Below are 19,497 nucleotides of genomic sequence, written 5' to 3'. Positions count from 1 at the left end.
GGCTCAGCTGAGGCCCGCCGTGCGGGCGCGTTCCACGGCCGGGCCGATGGCGGCGGCCAGGGCCGCCACGTCCTCCTTGGTGGAGGTGTGGCCCAGGGAGAAGCGCAGGGTGCCGCGGGCGAGTCTCGGGTCGGTGCCGGTGGCCAGCAGGACGTGGCTGGGCTGGGCCACGCCGGCGGTGCAGGCCGAACCGGTGGAGCACTCGATGCCCTGGGCGTCGAGCAGCAGCAGCAGGGAGTCGCCCTCGCAGCCGGGGAAGCTGAAGTGGGCGTTGGCGGGGAGCCGGCCCTCGGGATCGCCCCCGAGGACGGCGTCCGGTACGGCCGCGAGGACGGCGGAGACGAGTTCGTCGCGCAGGGCGCCGATCTCGGCGGCGAAGCGCTCGCGCCGTTCGGCGGCGAGTACGGCCGCCACCGCGAAGGAGGCGATGGCGGGCACGTCGAGGGTCCCGGAACGCACGTGCCGCTCCTGGCCGCCGCCGTGCAGGACGGGCACCGGGGTCTGGTCGCGGCCGAGGAGCAGGGCGCCGATGCCGTAGGGGCCGCCGATCTTGTGGCCGCTGACGGCCATCGCCGCGAGACCGCTGTCGCCGAACCGGACGTCGAGCTGCCCGAAGGCCTGGACGGCGTCGGAGTGCAGGGGGATCCCGTACTCGCCCGCGACGTCGGCCAGTTCGCGGACCGGCATGACGGTGCCGATCTCGTTGTTGGCCCACATGACGGTGGCCAGGGCCACGTCCTCGGGGTTGCGCTCGACGGCTTCGCGGAGGGCCTCGGGGTGCACGCGGCCGTAGCGGTCCACGGGCAGGTACTCGACCTGCGCGCCCTCGTGCTCGGCGAGCCAGTGGACGGCGTCGAGCACGGCGTGGTGCTCGACGGGGCTGGCGAGGACCCGGGTGCGGGCGGGGTCGGCGTCGCGCCGGGCCCAGTAGAGGCCCTTGACGGCGAGGTTGTCGGCCTCGGTGCCGCCGGCGGTGAAGACCACCTCGCTCGGGCGTGCGCCGATCGCCTCGGCGAAGGCCTCGCGGGCCTCCTCGACGGTACGGCGGGCCCGGCGGCCGGCGGCGTGGAGGGAGGACGCGTTCCCCGTCGCGGAGAACTGCGCGGTCATCGCCGCGGCGGCCTCCGGCAGCATCGGGGTGGTTGCGGCGTGGTCGAGGTAGGCCATGATCCCCCGATTCTACGAGTCCCCCGGGGAGGCTCCGGCCGGGCGGTCCCGCCTGAGGGGCGGGTGCGGGTGGCTGCGCTACCTGACGGGGCGCCGCTGCGCGGAGCCGGTCCCCGCCCCGCCCTTTCGCCGTTTCCCGGGGGCTCCGCCCCGGACCCCGCGCCTCAAACGCCGGCGAGGCCGGATTTTCACCGTCGCGGCTCGGAGCCCGGCCCCGCGAGGCCGGAAGCGCCAGGCCGGGCCGGAGGCGTCGGGGCCGGGCCCGCTACGCCTGGCGCGGGGCTCGGGCCAGTTGGCGGGACTGGGCCACCAGGTGGTTCTCGGAGTCCCAGATCTCGGCGTCCTCCTCCAGGAAGCCGCCGGCCAGGTTCCGGGTGGTGATCGAGACCCGGAGCGGGCCGGGAGCGGGGCGGCGCCGGATGTGGGTGGTGAGTTCCACCGTCGGGGCCCAGCCGATCAGGCCCAGGTCGAAGACGGTCGGCGGCAGCGCGTCCACCGCGAGGAGCATGGACAGCGGATCGGCGTCGCGACCGTCGGCCAGCTCGAACCAGGCCCGCATCTCCCCCTTGCCCGAGGGCGCGCCGACGGCCCAGCCCGCCGTCGCCGGGTCCAGGCGCAGCCGGAGCCGGTCGACGATCGCCGAGCTGCCGGGGATCGGGGCCGAGCCGGCCTCGGCGCCGAGGCAGTCCTCGTACGCCGGCATCACGGGCGCGGTGGCGGTGGTGCGGACGTCCTCGGGGAGCGAGGCGAGGTCGCCGTAGGAGGCGAGGACGCGGATGCGCTCGACCTCGGCGCCGTTCTCGTCGTACTGGAACAGCGAGGCCTGGCCGGTGGAGAGGGTGCGGCCGACGCGGACGACCTGCGTGCGGATCACGGCGGGGCCGGGCACCGAGGAGGTCAGGTAGTGCGCGGAGACGGTGAACGGGTCCGGGTGCGGGAGGGCCGCCGACAGGGCCCGGCCCACCAGGGCCAGCAGGTAGCCGCCGTTGACGGCGGTGATGATCGTCCAGCCGGCGGAGAGCTCCGCGTCGTACACACCGGGCTCGTCCGCGCGGGCGGTGACGGTGGTGTCGCGGTCGAACTCGCTGTCGCCGATGGTTGCCTTGGCAGCTGCATGTGACATGTAAACGACGGTACACCGGCTTGCTACTAAGCGGTAGCTTTGCTGGGCGCCCGGTTTGGCTACGGCTCTTCGGCCACGGAAGAGCGGCGGTTCCAGGCCAGCGGGGCCCGCCAGTGATAGCGCATCGCGAGGAGCCGCAGGACGAACGTGGTGACGATCGCCAGGCCGGTGGTGACGCCGTTGAGGGCCTCGAAGCGGATGCAGAGGGCGACCATCGAGGCGCCGACGAGGGCGGGGACGGCGTACATCTCGCGGTCGCGCAGCAGCGAGGGCACCTCGTTGACGAGCACGTCGCGCAGGACGCCGCCGCCGACGGCGGTCGCCACGCCGAGCGCGGCGGACGCGGTGAGGCCGAGGCCGAAGCCGTACGCCTTGGTCGTGCCCGTCACGCAGAACAGGCCGAGGCCGGCCGCGTCGAAGACGTTGATGGCCCGGTTGATCCGCTGGACCTCGGGGTGCAGGAAGTAGACGATGCCGGCGGCGACGAGCGGGGTGATGAAGAAGCTGAGCTCGCCGAAGGCCGCCGGGGGGACGGCACCGATGACGATGTCGCGGAAGAGGCCACCGCCGAGCGCGGTGACGAGGGCGAGGACCGCGATGCCGAAGACGTCGAAGTTCTTGCGAACTGCGAGCAGGGCGCCGGCGGTGGCGAAGACGAAGATGCCGGCGAGGTCCAGGGCATGCTGGATCCCCGCCGGGAAGAGATCGTGGGGCACCGGGCCATTGTCGCCCGACGGGGGGCGCGGCCCGTTGCCCGGGCCGTGGGTGGCGGGCCGCGTCGGCGGCGGCTCCGCCGGAGAACCGGGCTGCACCCGGCCCTGGGGCTCCGCCCCAGACCCCGCGCCTCAATCGCCGGCGGGGCTGGATTGCCCGCAGGGCAATTTCAGCCCCGCCGGCGATTGAGGCGCCGCCGGAGGCAGCCGAAACCCACAGGCAGAGGGGAGTGGCGGCGAGAGCCGAAACGCACCGCGCAGCGGAACCCGCGACGGAGTCCGGGGGCGGCAGGGCGGAGGGGCACCGCGCAGCGGGCCCGGCGGGGTCGGGGGTTACCCGGCCCCGCCAGGGTTCGGCCGCTACTCCGAGACCGTGTCCACCGCGTCGGCCGCTCCCGGCAGGGGCTTGTCGCCCGGGGCCTGGTCGGGGGCGTTCTCCGGGTGGTGGCAGGCCACCTGGTGGCCCGTCTTCAGGGCCACCAGCGGCGGCTCCTGCGTCGTGCAGATCTGCGTCGCCTTCCAGCACCGCGTGTGGAAGCGGCAGCCGCTCGGCGGCGAGATCGGCGACGGCACGTCGCCCTTGAGCAGGATGCGGCCGCTCTTCGCACCGCGCCGGCGCGGGTCCGGGACCGGCACCGCCGACATCAGGGCCGTCGTGTACGGGTGCATCGGCGCGTCGTACAGCGACTTGTTGTCGGCCAGCTCGACGATCTTGCCGAGGTACATCACCGCGATGCGGTCCGACACGTGCCGGATGACCGACAGGTCGTGCGCGATGATCACGTACGTGAGGCCGAGCTCCTCCTGGAGGTCGTCCAGCAGGTTGACCACCTGGGCCTGGATGGAGACGTCCAGGGCCGAGACGGGCTCGTCGGCCACGACCAGCTTCGGCTTCAGGGCCAGCGCGCGGGCGATGCCGATGCGCTGGCGCTGGCCGCCGGAGAACTCGTGCGGGTAGCGGTTGTAGTGCTCGGGGTTGAGGCCCACCAGGGAGAGGAGGCGCTGGACCTCCGCCTTGAGGCCGCCCTCCGGGGTGACCCCCTGGAGCTTGAACGGCGCGCTGACGATGGTGCCCACCGTGTGGCGCGGGTTCAGCGAGCCGTACGGGTCCTGGAAGATCATCTGCACGTCGCGGCGCATCGGGCGCATGCCCGCCACGCCCAGGTGCGTGATGTCCTTGCCCTCGAACTCGACCGTGCCGCCGGTCGGTTCGAGCAGTCGCGTGATCAGCCGACCCATGGTGGACTTGCCGCAACCGGACTCGCCCACGACACCGAGGGTCTCGCCGCGCCGGACGTCGAAGTCGATGCCGTCGACGGCCTTGACCGCGCCGGCCTGCCTGCGCAGCAGTCCCTTGGTGATCGGGAAGTGCTTCGTGAGCCCGGTGACCTTGAGCAGCACCTCGGGGGTGGCGACGGCGTCGGGAGAGTCGGTGGCCTGCGCCGGGATGGACGCGGTGGCCGTCTTCTTCTTGTCAGGCGTGTCGGTCACAGCTTCGGCGCAATCTCTTCGGTCCAGATCCGGGTCCGCTCCTCCGCCGACATGTGGCAGGCGGACCAGTGGCGGCTGCCGTCCTCCTCGACCAGCTCCGGCCGGACCGTGCGGGTCACGTTGCCCTTGGGTACGTCGGCGTACGGGCAGCGGGGGTTGAACGCGCAGCCGCTCGGGATGTTGATCAGGCTGGGCGGCGAGCCCTTGACCGGGATGAGGCGCTCGGTCTGCTCGCGGTCGATGCGCGGCATCGAGCCCAGCAGGCCCCAGGTGTACGGGTGACGGGGCTCGTAGAAGACCTTCTCGGCGGTGCCCCGCTCGACGCAGCGGCCGCCGTACATCACGAGGAGTTCGTCGGCCATCTCCGCGACCACGCCCAGGTCGTGCGTGATCATGATGACCGCGGAGCCGAACTCCTTCTGCAGGTCCCGGATGAGGTCGAGGATCTGGGCCTGGACGGTGACGTCCAGGGCGGTCGTCGGCTCGTCCGCGATGAGCAGTTCGGGGTTGTTGACCAGCGCCATCGCGATCATCGCGCGCTGGCGCATGCCGCCGGAGAACTCGTGCGGGTAGCTGTCGACCCGTTTGTGCGGCTCGGGGATGCCCACGCGGTCGAGCAGCTCGACCGCACGCGTGCGGGCGACCTTCTTGTCGACCTTGTTGTGGACCCGGTAGGCCTCGGCGATCTGCTTGCCGATGGTGAAGTACGGGTGCATCGCGGACAGCGGGTCCTGGAAGATCATCGCGATCTCCCGGCCGCGCAGCCTGCGCACCTCGTCCTCACCGGCGGAGAGCAGCTCCTTGCCGTTGAGCCAGATCTCGCCGGAGATCTGCGCCCGCTGGCGGCCGTACTGGCCCACGCGGTGCAGGCCCATGATGCCCAGCGAGGTGACGGACTTGCCGGAGCCGGACTCGCCCACGATGCCGAGGGTCTTGCCCTTCTCCAACGAGAAGGAGAGTCCGTCGACCGACTTGACCAGGCCGTCCTCGGTCGGGAAGTGCACCTTGAGGTCGCGGACCTCGAGGAAGGAGGTGGAGGGCTCCCCCGGGCCGCCGACGGGCTCGTTGAGAGCTCCGGTCTTGGTCAGTTCGGTCATGACAGCCTCACTCGGGGGTCGATCACCGCGTACATGAGGTCAACGATGAGGTTCGCCGCGACGACGAAGAAGGCGGAGATCAGGGTGATGCCGAGGATGACCGGCAGGTCGTGGTCGCTGATGGCGCGAACGGCGCTGTAGCCGAGGCCGTGCAGCGAGAACGTGGACTCGGTGAGCACCGCGCCGCCCATCAGGGCGCCGAGGTCCAGGCCGAGGACGGTCAGGATCGGGGTCATCGTCGAACGCATGGCGTGCTTGCCGATGACGACCGGTTCCGTCAGGCCCTTGGCGCGGGCGGTGCGGATGTAGTCCTCGTTGAGGACTTCGAGCATGGTCGCGCGGGTGAGCCGCGCGTACATCGCCGCGTAGAGGAAGGCGAGCGAGACCCACGGCAGGATCATGCCGTTGAACCACTTGCCCGGATCCTCGGCGAAGGTCGCCTCCGGCCTGCCGAACCAGCCGAGCTGGTCGGAGAAGAAGGCGATGAAGAGCATGCCCGTGAAGTAGATGGGGAGGGAGACGCCCGCGAGGGCGACGCCCATCGCCGAACGGTCCAGGACCGTACCGCGCTTGAGCGCGGAGACGACACCGGTGGCGACACCGCCGATGACCCAGATGACGACGGCGCCGGCGGCGAGGGAGAGGGTGACCGGCAGCCAGTCCAGCAGCAGCGGCCAGACCTCCTGCTCGGTCTTGAAGGAGTAGCCGAAGCAGGGCGCGGCGCATTGCGTGACGTCGGAGCCGTTGGCGTACGTACGACCCGCCACCAGCCCGACGACGAACTTGCCGAACTGGACGAGGATCGGGTCGTTGAGACCCATCTTCTGCCGGATGCCCTCGATCGCGGCGGGGTCGGACTGCTTACCGACGAAGTACAGAGCCGGATCGGTCCCGATCAGCTTCGGGAAGAGGAAGAAGATTCCGAAGGTCACCAGCGTGATGACCAACAGCATGACGATGACGGCGAAGATCCGTCGGGTGAGATATGCAAGCACTGCGCTCGGCCTGGCTGCGGCCCGGGGGCGCCCCCTTCTGGAGAGCGCCCCCAAGCCGAAACCGCGGCCATCACCTGCCCTTCGTGCCTAGCGGGTGTGGCACTGGAACACTGGAAACTGGAACTGAGCCTGGTCTGACGGGTGTTACTTGGTGACGCCGAGGGACGCGTAGTCGTAGCGACCGTTGTAGGCGTCCGAGGTGTAGGCGTTCGTCAGACGGGTGGAGCGCCAGGTGATCGTCTTGTCGTAGACGAAGGGAAGGTAGACCGCGGCCTCGGAGACCTTCTGGTTCATCTGCTTGTAGATGTCGCCGGCCTTGGCCGGGTCCGTCTCCGCGATGGCGTCGTCGAACAGCTTGTTGATCGCCGGGTCGTTCAGCTCGGAGAAGTTGTTGTTACCGCTCTGCAGGATGAAGCGGCCGTCGACCAGCGGCTGCGAGAAGCCCTGACCGGTCGGGAAGTCGGCGCCCCAGCCCATGATGATGATGCCGTAGTTCTTCTCCTTGACGACCTTCGGCGAACCGATGATGCCGGAGGTCTGGGCACCGTCGAACTGGTCGACGTCGGCCTCGATGCCGACCTGCTTCAGGGCGTTCTGCAGCGAGACGGCGGTGGCGACCTCGACCGGCTTGTTGTTGCGGACCGCGATCGTGGTCTTGAAGCCCGACTCCTTGCCACAGGCCTTCAGCGCGGCCTTGGCCTTCTCCGCGTCCGGCTTGCCGTCGTTCTTCAGGACACCGTACGGGTCGTACGACGGGTCGGAGCCCTTGATGCCGGCGGGGAGCATGTTCGGGGCGATGTCGCCACCGGCCTGCGGGCCGCCGCGGGCGGTCTGCAGGGACTTGTGGTCAGCCGCGTAGATGACGGCCTTGCGGCACTCGACGTTGTCGAACGGCGCGACGGTCGTCGGCATGACGGCGTACCGGATGAAGCCGGTCTGGCCGTTGTCCAGGTTGTCCTTGTGGTCCTTCAGCGCGGTGGCGCGGGCCGCCTGGCCGATGCCGGTCGCGTTGATGTCCAGGTCGAACTCGCCGTTCATCAGGCGCTTGTCCATGTCGTCCGCGTTCGCCATGAACGTGACCGAGATGGAGTCCGGGAGCGCCTTGCGGATGGTGTCCGACTCGGGCTTCCACTTGTCGTTGCGCGAGAGCTTCATGCTCTTGTTGGGCTCGTACGAGTCGATCTTGTACGGGCCATTGGAGAAGGGCTTCAGGCCGTACTTGGCCGCCGTGTCCTTCTCCTGCTTGACCGGGCTCGCCGCCGGCATGGCCAGCATCTGCTCGAAGTCACCGTTGGGCGCCGGGAGCTTGAAGATGATGGTCTTCGCGTCCGGGGTCTCGATGGCCTTGAGGCCGAGCTTGTCCGGGGCGGTGTCCTTGTACGGGCCCTGGTACTCGGTCTTCGGGTCGAGGACCTGCATCAGGTAGACCGGGCCGCCGGAGATGACGTCCTGGGCCCAGGTGCGCTCGATGCCGTACTTGACGTCCTGGGCGGTGACGGGCGAGCCGTCCTCCCAGGTCACGTTGTCCTTCAGGGTGTACTTGTAGGTCTTGCCGCCGTCGCTGATCTCGGCCTTGGCGGTGGCCAGGTCGGGCACGAGCTCGGTGCTCTGCTCACCCGGGGCCGCCTTGTAGCTGACCAGCTGACGCGCGTAGTAGCGGGAGAAGTCCCACATGAAGCCGTAGTAACCGCGCTGCGGGTCCCACGAGTCGGCTTCCTGGGTGCCGACGAACTTGAGCTCGCCACCCTTCTTGTCCGACGCGTTGGCGATCTTGCCTATGCCCGAGTTGAATCCTGCGGCGCCGGCGGGCTTGTCGTCCTTCTTGTCGCTGCCGCCACAGGCGGTGGCGGTGAGCATGGCCGCGAGCACGACGGCCGTGCCAGCGGCAAGCCTGCGCTTCGACGTGCGATGGGTAGTCACGATGCTCGCAACCCTCCGTTGTAGTTCCGGTGTACTGGTTACTTACGGCTCGAAACTCGAAGCCGGGATCTGGTGTGCGCCCTGCGGCTGCTAGCGGGAACCCTTCGGGTCGAGGGCGTCACGGACGCCGTCGCCGAAGAGGTTGAAGGCCAGCACGGTGATGAAGATCGCTACGCCGGGGAAGATCATGAAGAGCGGATCGTCCTCGTAGGTCCGCACTGCCGTGGAGAGGGTCTCTCCCCAGGACGGCGTGGGCGGCTTGACGCCGACTCCGAGGAAGCTCAGGGCGGCCTCGGTCAGCACGTTGGTGGGGATCATCAGCGTCGAGTAGACGGTGATGGGCGCCACCAGGTTCGGAAGCAGTTCGCGGAAGAGGATGTACCCGCGGCCGGCGCCGAGGCTCCTGGCCGCTTCGACGTACTCGCGTTCGCGCAGCGACAGGGTCTGCCCGCGGACGATGCGGCCGATGTACGGCCACCCGAAGAAGCCGATGACGAGCACCAGCACCGCGATGCGCAGACCCGATCCCTCGAAGCCCCACAGCTTGCTGGGGACCACCGAGATCAGCGCGATGATGAAGAGCAGCTGCGGGAAGGCCAGCAGCAGGTCCATGACGCGGCTGATGGCCGCGTCGACCCAACCGCCGAAGTATCCGGCGATGACGCCGAAGACGGTGCCCAGCGAGACCGCCACGAAGGCGGACAGGAAGGCCACCAGCAGCGAGATCCGGGCGCCGTAGACGATCCGGCTGAAGACGTCGCGGCCGTTGACCGGCTCGATGCCCAGCAGGAAGTCGCCGTTCATGCCGCCCCAGTCCCCGGCCGGCAGGCCGAGCAGCGGGTCCAGCAGGTCCTCGTGCAGCTCCTCCGGCGGGTGGCCGAAGGCCTTGACGATCAGCGGCGCGAAGATCGCGACGAGGATCAGCAGGAGCACGACGACACCGCCGGCCAGGGCGACCTTGTCGCGCTTGAGGCGCAGCCAGGCGATCCGCCACGGCGAGCGCCCCTCGATCGCCTTCTGCGGAACTTCCGGGGCGGCCACGGCTGCGGGCTCGGCCGCGCTGGTGTCGTGCAGTGGTGCCGTCATCGTGGTGGGGACCCCTCTCGGCCGACTGTGGCCGGCCCATGCCCGCCGCTGTGGCGGCTTGGTTCTATCGGCGTCGCTGATGGTGCGATTGGCGCGAAATGCGCCTGAAGTGCACGTGAAGAGCTGGTGGTTGCGGGACTGACCTGCCTTCGGTGGGGGGAGTCTTCAACGGTGTCTCGATCGGCCGCCAGACCCGTCGGGGATGTGATGCGCAACCGTGATCTGCGGCTACACCTTCCGTTATCCGAACGGCAAGGTCTGTTGAGCGGTGAAACTCCGCCCGTTCGGCGCGGAACGGACATCCCGCCCAACTGCCATTTCGGGCAGGGATCTTGGGCCGATTCGGCCCATATGACGAAGGCCGCACCGATGGGATCGGTGCGGCCTTCGAGACGGATGTCTCAATATGCGGATGTTCGGAAGTGTGGGGTGTCCACCCGTCAGTAAGCGGGTGCCTGGCCCTCGCGGTCGTAGAACGGGCGGGTCTGCGCGCGCAGCCACATCGCGACGGGGTCGTGTTCGTCCGCGAGCGCCACCGTGCACACGGGTACGCCCTCGGGCACGACGCCGACGGACTGGCGCATCATCTCCCGCACGGACTCCAGCGCGGGCGCGGAGGCGTCGTACAGGTCGAGCCCGACCGCGAGGTACGGGGAACCGAGCGCGGGCTGGACCCAGGCGCGGCGCAGCGAGCGGACGGTGGGCGTCCGGTGGGCGTGCTGGGTCAGCAGCCCGTAGAACTGCGGCAGCTCGATCGCGGGCTCGGACAGCCGCAGCGGGCCGGCCGGCATCCGGTCCAGCCCGGTGGCGATGCGGCGCAGGTCCGCCCACGGGATGCCGACGCCGCCGCCCTGGGCGTGCGGGTTGAGCCACAGTCCCCAGCGGTCGGGATAGAGCGCGCGGGCGATGTCCCGGCCCGTGACGATCTCGTAGCCCCGGCCCCAGCCGCTGGCGGCCAGTTCCTGCGGGGAGGTCACGCAGGGCGCGTAGCCCAGCCCCTCGACCTCCATGCCGCCGTACTGGGCGTCCGGTGAACCCGGCTGCCCCTGCCACAGCAGCATCCACAGCCGGCCCTCGGCGAGGGCGTGCAGGAGCGACTCGTAGCTTTCGTAGCGCCCGGGAGTCACCTGGCGCAGCATGTGCTCGACCTGCCCGGCCGCGGCCGTGCCTGACGCACTCACCCGGTACCCCTCTTCGTCTCTTCTTCCGCCCGACGTCAACCCGAGAACAGCTTAAGCCGCCCTACGGGAGGTAGAAGGGGCGTACGCGCTCACGAATCCAGTCCGTGACCGGGTCCTCGGCGGCGTCCAGCAGGATCAACTGCACGGGCCAGGGCGGCGGTACGCGGGTCAGGGCCCGGCCGAGGGCGTCCATCGGGACGTTCCGGGTCTCGGGCTCCCATCCCACCAGTCGGACACCGATGAACAGTTGCGGCTCGCCCCCCTCGATGCTCGCGAGGCAGCGGTAGGCGGCGGAGACCACGCCGGCCGCCCGGAACTCCTCCGCGGCGGCGGTCAGGAAGTCCACCGGGTCCTCCTGCCAGTCGGGCTCGTAGAGCCGGACGCGGCCGCCGCCGGCGGGGCCGTCGAGGGGGGTCCGGCCACTGCGGCAGAGCTCCGCGACGGCGGGCGGGGGGAGGGGGACGCCGACGGCGCCCTCGGGGTTGAGCGCGATGCCGAGCTGCGGGGGCAGGCCGCGGGCGAACTCGACGGCGGGGGCCACGGTGAAGTCCATGCCGGGGCCGACGCAGGCGAGGAACTGGGCCTCCGAGCTGTACACGGGGACGTACGCGGCGCCGCCGATGTCCATGGTGGGCAGGGTCAGCCCCTCGGCGCCGCCCTGCTCGGTCCCGGCGCCGGCGGGCAGCGGCACCCACACCTGGCTCCGCCCGAGCACCTCCAGGATCCGCCCGCCGGCGTCCGGCTGCCCGAGCGCCGCCCCGAGCACCTGCTCCAGCTCATTCCCCGGCCAGCCGCCGCCGCTGTGCATGTACGTGCCTCCGTGATCCCGCGAGTTGTCGCCCCGCAGGGTACCGGCCCCCACCGACACGCCTCCGCCGGGGTTCGGTTGTACGCAACGTGCCGCACCGCTCCCGGGGCTCCGCCCCAGCCCCCGCGCCTCAAACGCCGGCGGGGCTGTTTTGCCTCCGGCGGCGCCCCAAACGCCGGCGGGGCTGAAATTGCCCTGCTGCGGGCAATCCAGCTGCGCCTGGCGGACCCGCATCAGCCACATCCAGCCTCGCCGGCGTTTGAGGCGCGGGGTCTGGGGCGGAGCCCCAGCGGCGGCGCCGCACACGGGCGGGGGACCGGTCGCCGGCAGCGGGAGCGCACCCGGTGGCTACGGGTGGAAGGCGATCCGGGTGACCGCGGACGCGGACCGGCGGTCCAGGAGGGTGGCCGAGGCGCACCCCGCCGGCGGCCGCCCGGCCTCCGCTTCGCGCAGTAGCCGCCCCACCGCACCCCGGTGGCGGGCGAAGGCGTACGCCGACACCCCCCGCCCCCGCGCGGCCTGGCCCGACAGCGCCTCCTCGGGGCTGGTGTCCAGCAGGAGCAGGTGCAGCGCGCGCCCCCGCCGCCGCGCCGCCGCCGCGAGCAGCCCCCGCACCCAGCTCTGCGTCCCGCAGTCGTGCACCACGACGGAGCGCCCGGAGCGCAGCTGCCGCCACAGCCCCCAGTAGTGCGCGACCCGCACCAGCGGCCGGTACACCGCGTACGGCAGCGCCCCCGGCATCCGGCGCTCCCAGCGCTCGCGGGTGTCCTGGGAGTCGACGGCGCCGCCCTCCGCACCGCCCTCGGCCGCCGCCCGCTTGATCAGCGTGCTCTTGCCGCCCCCCGGCAGGCCGGACACGACCACGATGTCGCCCTCGGCGAAGCGCAGCCGCCGCGGGCCCCGCACGCCCGGACCGCGCAGGTCCCGTACCGGACCGGCCTCGTGCCCGCGCGCCCGGGCCGACGCACCGGCCCGCTGCGCCGGCACCGCGCCCGCGGTCCCCGCGGCCGCCGCCGCACCCACGAATCTCCGCACAGTGCTCGCCTCCCCCGAATCGGGTCACCAGGACCCTTCCCCACTGAGTGTAAAGAGACGGTAATCCGGTGGCTTCGGTTCCGGTCGGGGTTCCCGTCCTCGACCCCGTCCACCCCCTGGACAGCCGCACGATCTTTCGGGCCCACCCACCCGATCACCACCATGCCGTGCAATGATGTGCGCCATCTGGACCAACCGCATCACCCCCGCATCACCAACTGCATACCGGCCGCTTGAATCCGCGCGGGAGAGTCCCGGCACGCCGCAAGGCGGTGCGTGGGCGCCGAAGGAGCAAGAACCTCCCTTGAATCTCTCAGGCCCCGTACCGCGTGGATGAGGCAGATCTGAAAAGCGAGCTGCTCGGCAGCTCCACCCAAGGTGCAAGCCGGAGATCCCTGACGCGTCAGGAACTCTCGGCGAACCTCTCAGGTTCCGATGACAGATGGGGAGGACCCCTCCTCGTCATGTCATGCCCTGGGACCCGGGAGCCACACCCATGAGCACTGCCCCCCGCCTGACCGCCCTCGATGCGCTGCACCGTTCCCTCGGTGCGACCATGACCGACTTCGCGGGCTGGGACATGCCCCTGCGGTACGCCAGCGAGCGCGACGAGCACAACGCCGTCCGCACCAAGGCCGGTCTCTTCGACCTCTCCCACATGGGCGAGATCACGCTGACCGGGCCGGAGGCCGTCAAGGCCCTGGACTACGCGCTGGTCGGCAACATCTCCACCGTCGGCGTCGGCCGCGCCCGCTACACGCACATCTGCCGGGAAGACGGCGGCATCGTCGACGACCTGATCGTCTACCGCCTCGGCGAGACCGAGTACATGGTCGTCGCGAACGCCTCCAACGCCCAGGTGGTGCTGGACGCGCTCACCGAGCGCGCCGCCGGCTTCGACACCGAGGTCCGCGACGACCGCGACGCGTACGCGCTGATCGCGGTGCAGGGCCCCGAGTCCCCCGGCATCCTCGCCTCCCTCACCGACGCCGACCTGGACGGGCTGAAGTACTACGCCGGCCTGCCGGGCACCGTGGCCGGCGTGCCCGCGCTGATCGCGCGTACGGGCTACACCGGCGAGGACGGCTTCGAGCTGTTCGTCTCCCCCGAGCACGCCGTGGAGCTGTGGCAGGCGCTGACCAAGGCCGGCGAGGGCGTCGGCCTGGTCCCGGCCGGCCTGTCCTGCCGCGACACCCTGCGCCTGGAGGCGGGCATGCCGCTGTACGGGCACGAGCTGACCACCTCGCTGACCCCGTTCGACGCGGGTCTGGGCCGGGTCGTGAAGTTCGAGAAGGAGGGCGACTTCGTCGGCCGCGCCGCCCTGGAGGCCGCCGCCGAGCGCGCCGCCACGAACCCGCCGCGCAAGCTGGTCGGCCTGGTCGCCGAGGGCCGCCGCGTCCCGCGCGCCGGCTTCCCCGTGGTCGCCGACGGCCAGGTGATCGGCGAGGTCACCTCGGGCGCCCCGTCCCCGACCCTGGGCAAGCCGATCGCGATGGCGTACGTCGACGCGGCGCACGCCGCGCCCGGCACCTCCGGCGTCGGCGTCGACATTCGCGGTACGCATGAGCCGTACGAGGTCGTCGCTCTGCCGTTCTACAAGCGGCAGAAGTAGTCCTTGTAGTCAGGCCTGCCGCCGGGTGCCCCGTGCGGCGATGTCGCAGTACCCAAGACCACCGTTCGTTTCCACCCCCGCGCATCCAGGAGAATCAGGCCATGAGCACCCCCCAGCAGCTGCGTTACACCAAGGAGCACGAGTGGCTGTCGGACGTCGTTGACGGCGTCGCGACGGTCGGCATCACCGAGTTCGCGGCCAACGCGCTCGGTGACGTCGTCTACGCCCAGCTCCCCGAGGTCGGCGACACCGTCACCGAGGGCGAGACCTGTGGCGAGCTGGAGTCGACGAAGTCGGTCAGCGACCTCTACTCCCCCGTCTCCGGTGAGGTCGTCGAGGCCAACCAGGACGTCGTCGACGACCCGTCCCTGGTGAACTCCGCCCCCTTCGAGGGCGGCTGGCTGTTCAAGGTGCGCATCTCGGAGGAGCCCAAGGACGTGCTCTCCGCCGACGAGTACACCGCACTCACCGCCGGTAACTGACCCCAGGGGATCCTGATGTCCGTACTGAACACCCCTCTCCACGAACTCGACCCCGACGTCGCCGCAGCCGTCGACGCCGAGCTCGTGCGCCAGCAGTCGACCCTCGAAATGATCGCGTCGGAGAACTTCGCTCCGGTCGCCGTCATGGAGGCCCAGGGCTCCGTCCTGACCAACAAGTACGCCGAGGGCTACCCCGGCCGCCGTTACTACGGTGGCTGCGAGCACGTCGACGTCGTCGAGCAGATCGCCATCGACCGGATCAAGGCGCTGTTCGGCGCCGAGGCCGCGAACGTGCAGCCGCACTCCGGTGCGCAGGCGAACGCGGCCGCGATGTTCGCGCTGCTGAAGCCGGGCGACACGATCATGGGCCTGAACCTGGCCCACGGCGGTCACCTGACCCACGGCATGAAGATCAACTTCTCCGGCAAGCTCTACAACGTGGTCCCGTACCACGTCGGTGAGGACGGCCAGGTCGACATGGCCGAGGTCGAGCGCCTCGCCAAGGAGTCCAAGCCGCAGCTGATCGTCGCGGGCTGGTCCGCGTACCCGCGTCAGCTGGACTTCGCCGCCTTCCGCCGCATCGCGGACGAGGTCGGCGCGTACCTGATGGTCGACATGGCGCACTTCGCCGGCCTGGTCGCCGCGGGTCTGCACCCGAACCCGGTGCCGCACGCCCACGTCGTCACCACCACCACGCACAAGACCCTCGGCGGTCCGCGCGGCGGTGTCATCCTGTCGACGCAGGAGCTGGCCAAGAAGATCAACTCCGCGGTCTTCCCGGGTCAGCAGGGCGGTCCGCTGGAGCACGTGATCGCGGCCAAGGCCGTCTCCTTCAAGGTCGCGGCCTCGCCCGAGTTCAAGGAGCGCCAGGAGCGCACCCTGGAGGGCGCGAAGATCCTCGCCGCCCGTCTGGTCCAGGACGACGTCAAGGCCGTGGGCGTGGACGTCCTCACCGGCGGCACCGACGTGCACCTGGTCCTGGTCGACCTGCGCGACTCCGAGCTGGACGGCCAGCAGGCCGAGGACCGCCTCCACGAGGTCGGCATCACGGTCAACCGCAACGCCATCCCGAACGACCCGCGGCCGCCGATGGTCACCTCGGGTCTGCGGATCGGTACGCCGGCCCTGGCCACCCGCGGTTTCGACGCCGAGGCGTTCACCGAGGTCGCCGAGATCATCGCGCAGGCCCTGAAGCCGGAGTACGACGCGGCGGACCTGAAGGCGCGCGTCTCCGCGCTCGCCGCTAAGTTCCCGCTGTACCCGTCGCTCTAGGCAACGGCCTGAAGGGGCCCGGCCTTGGTTTCCACAGGGTCGGGCCCTTCTCATGACCAAAGCCCCAGGCGGATGCGGCCCACCTGGGCTTCTCCGTCCTGCTCCTGGTCACCGTCGGCCGCAGCTGGAAGACCCTGGCGCCGATCATCTCGGCCGCCATGGTGATCTCGTACCTGATCGGCCCCGTCGCGGTGGGCGTCTTCCGCCGCACGAAGCCCGGTCTGCCCCGCCCGTTCCGCCTCCCGGCGGCGAGGATCCTGTCTCCGCTGACCTTCGTCTTCGCGGCGTGCGCGCTGTACCGGTCGAAGTGGCCGAACACCGGCATCGTCACCGCCCTGACCCTGCCGGCCGCCCCGATCGCCGCGCTGGTGCTCTCCCGCAAGGGCGAGCACGACCTGGCCCGCCAGTTCGCCCCGCCTGGTGGATCGTCTTCTTCCTCGGCACCCTGTCCCTGCGGGACATCGCCCTGGTGGCGGCCATGGCCCTCGGTACGTACCACTGGGCCGTGGGCGCGGGCGTGAAGGCCCACCACGCGGGCCTGCCCGACCCCGACCCGATCCTCGACCGCGCCGTCGACCCGGCCCTCGACCCGACGCTCGAAGCCGACCCGTCCGCACGCGGCGACGTACCGGCTCCGGAGCGTGAACCGGCACCCGCCCGACCCGTCCGCGTAACGCACACCACCTCGTCCGGCAGACGAGCCGTTCACCTCACCGCGATAAGCTCGCCTGCCGGACAAAATCCGCAATACACCTCTCCTGCCCCCTCCCACCCCACGAGCAGACAAGGGAGTCCGCCAGTGGCCATCTCCGTCTTCGACCTCTTCTCCATCGGCATCGGCCCCTCCTCCTCCCACACGGTCGGTCCGATGCGCGCCGCGCGCATGTTCGTGACGCGGCTGAAGAAGGACGGCGTACTCGCCCAGACGGCGTCCGTGCGGGCCGAGCTCTTCGGCTCCCTCGGTGCGACCGGCCACGGCCACGGCACCCCCAAGGCGGTGCTGCTGGGCCTGGAGGGCCACTCCCCGCGCACGGTGAACGTGGAGACGGCGGACGACGAGGTCGAGCGCATCCGCAAGACCGGCCGCCTGCGCCTCCTCGGCACGGAGATAGGCGAGGTCCACGAGATCGACTTCGACGAGCCGAACCAGCTGATCCTGCACCGCCGGCGCTCGCTGCCCTACCACGCGAACGGCATGACCCTCTTCGCGTACGACGCGGCCGGCACCCCGCTGCTGGAGAAGACCTACTACTCGGTCGGCGGCGGCTTCGTCGTGGACGAGGACGCGGTCGGCGAGGACCGCATCAAGCTCGACGACACCGTGCTGAAGTACCCCTTCCGCTCCGGCGACGAGATGCTGCGCCTCGCGAACGAGACCGGCCTGTCGATCTCCTCCCTCATGCTGGAGAACGAGAAGGCCTGGCGCACGGAGGAGGAGATCCGCGAGGGCCTCCTGGAGATCTGGCGCGTCATGCAGTCCTGCGTCGCGCGCGGCATGTCCCGCGAGGGCATCCTGCCGGGCGGCCTGCGGGTCAAGCGCCGGGCCGCCTCCACGGCGCGCCAGCTGCGCACCGAGGGCGACCCGATGATGCACCGCAGCGAGTGGACCACGATCTACGCGATGGCGGTCAACGAGGAGAACGCGGCGGGCGGCCGGGTCGTCACCGCGCCCACCAACGGTGCGGCGGGCGTCCTCCCGGCCGTCCTGCACTACTACATGAACTTCGTCCCCGGCGCGGACGAGGACGGCGTGGTCCGCTTCCTCCTCGCGGCCGGTGCGATCGGCATGCTGTTCAAGGAGAACGCCTCCATCTCCGGCGCCGAGGTCGGCTGCCAGGGCGAGGTGGGCTCGGCCTGCTCGATGGCGGCGGGCGCCCTCGCCGAGGTGCTGGGCGGCACCCCGGAGCAGGTGGAGAACGCGGCCGAGATCGGCATGGAGCACAACCTGGGCCTGACCTGCGACCCGGTCGGCGGCCTGGTGCAGATCCCGTGCATCGAGCGCAACGGCATGGCGGCGGTCAAGGCGGTCACCGCGGCGAAGATGGCGATGCGCGGCGACGGCAGCCACAAGGTCTCCCTCGACAAGGTCATCAAGACCATGAAGGAGACCGGCGCGGACATGAAGATCAAGTACAAGGAAACGGCCCGCGGCGGCCTCGCGGTCAACGTCATCGAGTGCTGATCCCCCCGGCCCCGGCCGGCGTCGCGTCCTGCGGCGCCGGCCGGGGCCTTCCCCTTCGCATCCCCGTTCCCTCGGTCACTCCCCCCGCAGAGTGATCCCGTACATGGTGCGCAGTCGGCCGATCTCCCACCACGCCACCGCCGACACCGATGCCGGACCGCAGATCAGGGCGCAGATCTGAATGACCGGCGGGCCCGGCGGCATTCCGGTCATGGCCAGGTTGACGACCGCGAGCTCCCACACCAGCACACCCGTCAGCAGGGCCGGAAGCGCGGCGTGCACCGCGGCGGTACCGAACGCGGAGCGGACCAGCGTGGCGGACGCGAAGCAGACGAAGAACAGCATCCACACCGGCGGCGCGAGCGCGGGAATCGCGAGGAACGGGCCGTACAGGGAGGACTGCAAGGTCTCGACGACGAGTTTCGTGCCCATGAAGAGCAACGGCACGGCCGTGAACGCGCCGAAGTAGATGAGGGCCGAGCGCACGGCGGGCCGGAGTCTGGCGCGCATCCCCGGCCTCGCGGCCTCGGGTGCGAGCCGCAGGAGGACCATGATCACCAAGGGTGCGGTGAGCAGCAACAGCCACGGCGTGATGGTGAGCCTGAGCAGGTACTGCCCCTGCATCTCGGCAAGGTCCGACTCGGTGCCGTAGAGGACGAGGATCAGGAACGACGCGACCAGCGCGACCACGGCCCTGATCTTCTGTACGCGCACCACCTCCGGATCCGACAGGCTGTGGTGGACGTGCGGAGGGAACGTCGCCCGCGCCTGCCGGCGGGCCGAGCGGGCCAGCGGATAGGCCAGGGCGGGGATGAGCAGGGGCCACAGGCAGAACGCGACCGCGACCCACGCGCAGCCGTTCATGCGTACCCGCTTCAGCAGTTCCAGGAACGGGGGCCAGTCGCCATCGCGAAACTGCTGCCACAGCGGACGGTGCGCCACGTGTGGAGGGTACGGCGGCATGTACGGGTACGGATTCGAGGTGGGGTAAGGAGGGGAGCCGGGCTGCGGCGGCACGCCCGGCCATGGCGGTGCCTGACCTCCGTTCGGCTGCCCTGTCGGGCCGTACGGGTTCTGTCCCCCGAATGTCACGCCGGTTTCCTTCCTTGTGATGCAGTATGGGTGCGGCGCGGAAGGTACCAGCGGACGTCCGCCGCCACCAAAACAGTCAACTGCCAACGCGGCCTGCGGACATGGGGTTGCGAGCACCTGCCCGGCAATCGCCCCGGAAACGCCCTGACCTGGCCCGGCCCTTCCTGGCAGGATCGCCCCATGCGGGGTGTCCGCCGGGTCGGCCGCCGGTCGCCGCCCGGTCGGCCTCGGGTCGGGGCCG

17 protein-coding genes and 1 riboswitch are annotated in these 19,497 nt (G+C 70.8%); of the genes, 5 read left to right on the top strand and 12 right to left on the bottom strand.

What is annotated here, in order from left to right; genetic code table 11:
* Positions 1 to 3: 3 nt before the first annotated feature.
* From ACFYYJ_RS27460 to ACFYYJ_RS27410, 11 genes are all read right to left on the bottom strand, one after another.
* Entirely contained in the window at positions 4 to 1,167 is a 1,164-nt protein-coding gene (locus ACFYYJ_RS27460; RefSeq protein ID WP_385122303.1) for a cysteine desulfurase family protein, read from the bottom strand.
* Between the two features lie 265 nt (positions 1,168 to 1,432).
* Entirely contained in the window at positions 1,433 to 2,290 is an 858-nt protein-coding gene (locus ACFYYJ_RS27455; protein ID WP_389136277.1) for a thioesterase family protein, read from the bottom strand.
* Between the two features lie 59 nt (positions 2,291 to 2,349).
* On the bottom strand, positions 2,350 to 3,006 hold the full coding sequence (locus tag ACFYYJ_RS27450) for a trimeric intracellular cation channel family protein (protein ID WP_385122298.1): 657 nt from the start codon (positions 3,004 to 3,006) through the stop codon (positions 2,350 to 2,352).
* A 357-nt stretch (positions 3,007 to 3,363) separates the two neighbouring features.
* A complete protein-coding gene (locus tag ACFYYJ_RS27445; RefSeq protein ID WP_389136273.1) occupies positions 3,364 to 4,494 on the bottom strand; it encodes an ABC transporter ATP-binding protein in 1,131 nt (376 codons plus the stop codon).
* The gene (locus tag ACFYYJ_RS27440) at positions 4,491 to 5,591 is read right to left on the bottom strand and encodes an ABC transporter ATP-binding protein (RefSeq protein ID WP_385365402.1); all 1,101 of its coding nucleotides are present in this window, start codon (positions 5,589 to 5,591) and stop codon (positions 4,491 to 4,493) included. The genes ACFYYJ_RS27445 and ACFYYJ_RS27440 overlap by 4 nt, the downstream gene beginning before the upstream one ends.
* Positions 5,588 to 6,586, bottom strand: coding sequence for an ABC transporter permease (locus tag ACFYYJ_RS27435; protein WP_385122292.1), 999 nt, complete (start codon positions 6,584 to 6,586; stop codon positions 5,588 to 5,590). Before ACFYYJ_RS27435 ends, ACFYYJ_RS27440 begins: the two co-directional genes overlap by 4 nt.
* 144 nt (positions 6,587 to 6,730) lie before the next feature.
* Positions 6,731 to 8,506 carry an ABC transporter substrate-binding protein gene (locus ACFYYJ_RS27430; RefSeq protein ID WP_385122290.1) on the bottom strand — a complete coding sequence of 592 codons (1,776 nt, stop codon included), beginning with the start codon at positions 8,504 to 8,506 and terminating at the stop codon, positions 6,731 to 6,733.
* A 90-nt stretch (positions 8,507 to 8,596) separates the two neighbouring features.
* The gene (locus ACFYYJ_RS27425; RefSeq protein WP_389136269.1) at positions 8,597 to 9,592 is read right to left on the bottom strand and encodes an ABC transporter permease; all 996 of its coding nucleotides are present in this window, start codon (positions 9,590 to 9,592) and stop codon (positions 8,597 to 8,599) included.
* Between the two features lie 440 nt (positions 9,593 to 10,032).
* Positions 10,033 to 10,773, bottom strand: a complete 741-nt coding sequence (locus tag ACFYYJ_RS27420) for an enhanced serine sensitivity protein SseB C-terminal domain-containing protein (RefSeq protein ID WP_385122288.1) — start codon at positions 10,771 to 10,773, stop codon at positions 10,033 to 10,035.
* A 61-nt stretch (positions 10,774 to 10,834) separates the two neighbouring features.
* The gene (locus tag ACFYYJ_RS27415; RefSeq protein WP_385122286.1) at positions 10,835 to 11,581 is read right to left on the bottom strand and encodes an enhanced serine sensitivity protein SseB; all 747 of its coding nucleotides are present in this window, start codon (positions 11,579 to 11,581) and stop codon (positions 10,835 to 10,837) included.
* A 348-nt stretch (positions 11,582 to 11,929) separates the two neighbouring features.
* Positions 11,930 to 12,616, bottom strand: coding sequence for an AAA family ATPase (locus tag ACFYYJ_RS27410; RefSeq protein WP_389136265.1), 687 nt, complete (start codon positions 12,614 to 12,616; stop codon positions 11,930 to 11,932).
* Positions 12,617 to 12,850: 234 nt separating this feature from the next.
* Positions 12,851 to 12,954: riboswitch (glycine riboswitch) on the top strand.
* Between the two features lie 158 nt (positions 12,955 to 13,112).
* On the opposite strand from ACFYYJ_RS27410, the gene gcvT reads away from it, so the two are divergent.
* From gcvT to ACFYYJ_RS27385, 5 genes are all read left to right on the top strand, one after another.
* The gene (gcvT, locus tag ACFYYJ_RS27405) at positions 13,113 to 14,228 is read left to right on the top strand and encodes a glycine cleavage system aminomethyltransferase GcvT (RefSeq protein WP_384587839.1); all 1,116 of its coding nucleotides are present in this window, start codon (positions 13,113 to 13,115) and stop codon (positions 14,226 to 14,228) included.
* A gap of 101 nt (positions 14,229 to 14,329) precedes the next feature.
* Complete coding sequence (gcvH, locus tag ACFYYJ_RS27400; protein WP_384587842.1) at positions 14,330 to 14,710, top strand: glycine cleavage system protein GcvH; 381 nt, start codon at positions 14,330 to 14,332, stop codon at positions 14,708 to 14,710.
* Positions 14,711 to 14,725: 15 nt separating this feature from the next.
* Positions 14,726 to 15,982 (top strand): serine hydroxymethyltransferase, encoded by a 1,257-nt coding sequence (glyA, locus tag ACFYYJ_RS27395; RefSeq protein ID WP_385122281.1) that lies wholly within the window; start codon positions 14,726 to 14,728, stop codon positions 15,980 to 15,982.
* A gap of 158 nt (positions 15,983 to 16,140) precedes the next feature.
* Positions 16,141 to 16,503, top strand: a complete 363-nt coding sequence (locus ACFYYJ_RS27390) for a hypothetical protein (RefSeq protein WP_389136260.1) — start codon at positions 16,141 to 16,143, stop codon at positions 16,501 to 16,503.
* A gap of 278 nt (positions 16,504 to 16,781) precedes the next feature.
* Entirely contained in the window at positions 16,782 to 18,164 is a 1,383-nt protein-coding gene (locus ACFYYJ_RS27385) for an L-serine ammonia-lyase (protein ID WP_385122275.1), read from the top strand.
* A gap of 75 nt (positions 18,165 to 18,239) precedes the next feature.
* On the opposite strand, the gene ACFYYJ_RS27380 is transcribed toward ACFYYJ_RS27385, so the two are convergent.
* Entirely contained in the window at positions 18,240 to 19,106 is an 867-nt protein-coding gene (locus ACFYYJ_RS27380; protein ID WP_389136257.1) for a hypothetical protein, read from the bottom strand.
* Between the last annotated feature and the right edge of the window lie 391 nt (positions 19,107 to 19,497).

This window comes from Streptomyces sp. NPDC002467, assembly GCF_042889825.1.
Lineage (GTDB): Bacteria > Actinomycetota > Actinomycetes > Streptomycetales > Streptomycetaceae > Streptomyces.
This window is presented reverse-complemented; position numbering and strand designations above follow the sequence as displayed.

Coding starts and splice junctions, on each gene's coding strand:
- ACFYYJ_RS27460 (WP_385122303.1), bottom strand. CDS start 1,167: ATGGCCTACCTCGACCACGCCGCAACCACCCCGATGCTGCCGGAGGCC.
- ACFYYJ_RS27455 (WP_389136277.1), bottom strand. CDS start 2,290: ATGTCACATGCAGCTGCCAAGGCAACCATCGGCGACAGCGAGTTCGAC.
- ACFYYJ_RS27440 (WP_385365402.1), bottom strand. CDS start 5,591: ATGACCGAACTGACCAAGACCGGAGCTCTCAACGAGCCCGTCGGCGGC.
- ACFYYJ_RS27425 (WP_389136269.1), bottom strand. CDS start 9,592: ATGACGGCACCACTGCACGACACCAGCGCGGCCGAGCCCGCAGCCGTG.
- ACFYYJ_RS27415 (WP_385122286.1), bottom strand. CDS start 11,581: ATGCACAGCGGCGGCGGCTGGCCGGGGAATGAGCTGGAGCAGGTGCTC.
- gcvT (WP_384587839.1), top strand. CDS start 13,113: ATGAGCACTGCCCCCCGCCTGACCGCCCTCGATGCGCTGCACCGTTCC.
- gcvH (WP_384587842.1), top strand. CDS start 14,330: ATGAGCACCCCCCAGCAGCTGCGTTACACCAAGGAGCACGAGTGGCTG.
- glyA (WP_385122281.1), top strand. CDS start 14,726: ATGTCCGTACTGAACACCCCTCTCCACGAACTCGACCCCGACGTCGCC.
- ACFYYJ_RS27390 (WP_389136260.1), top strand. CDS start 16,141: ATGGTGATCTCGTACCTGATCGGCCCCGTCGCGGTGGGCGTCTTCCGC.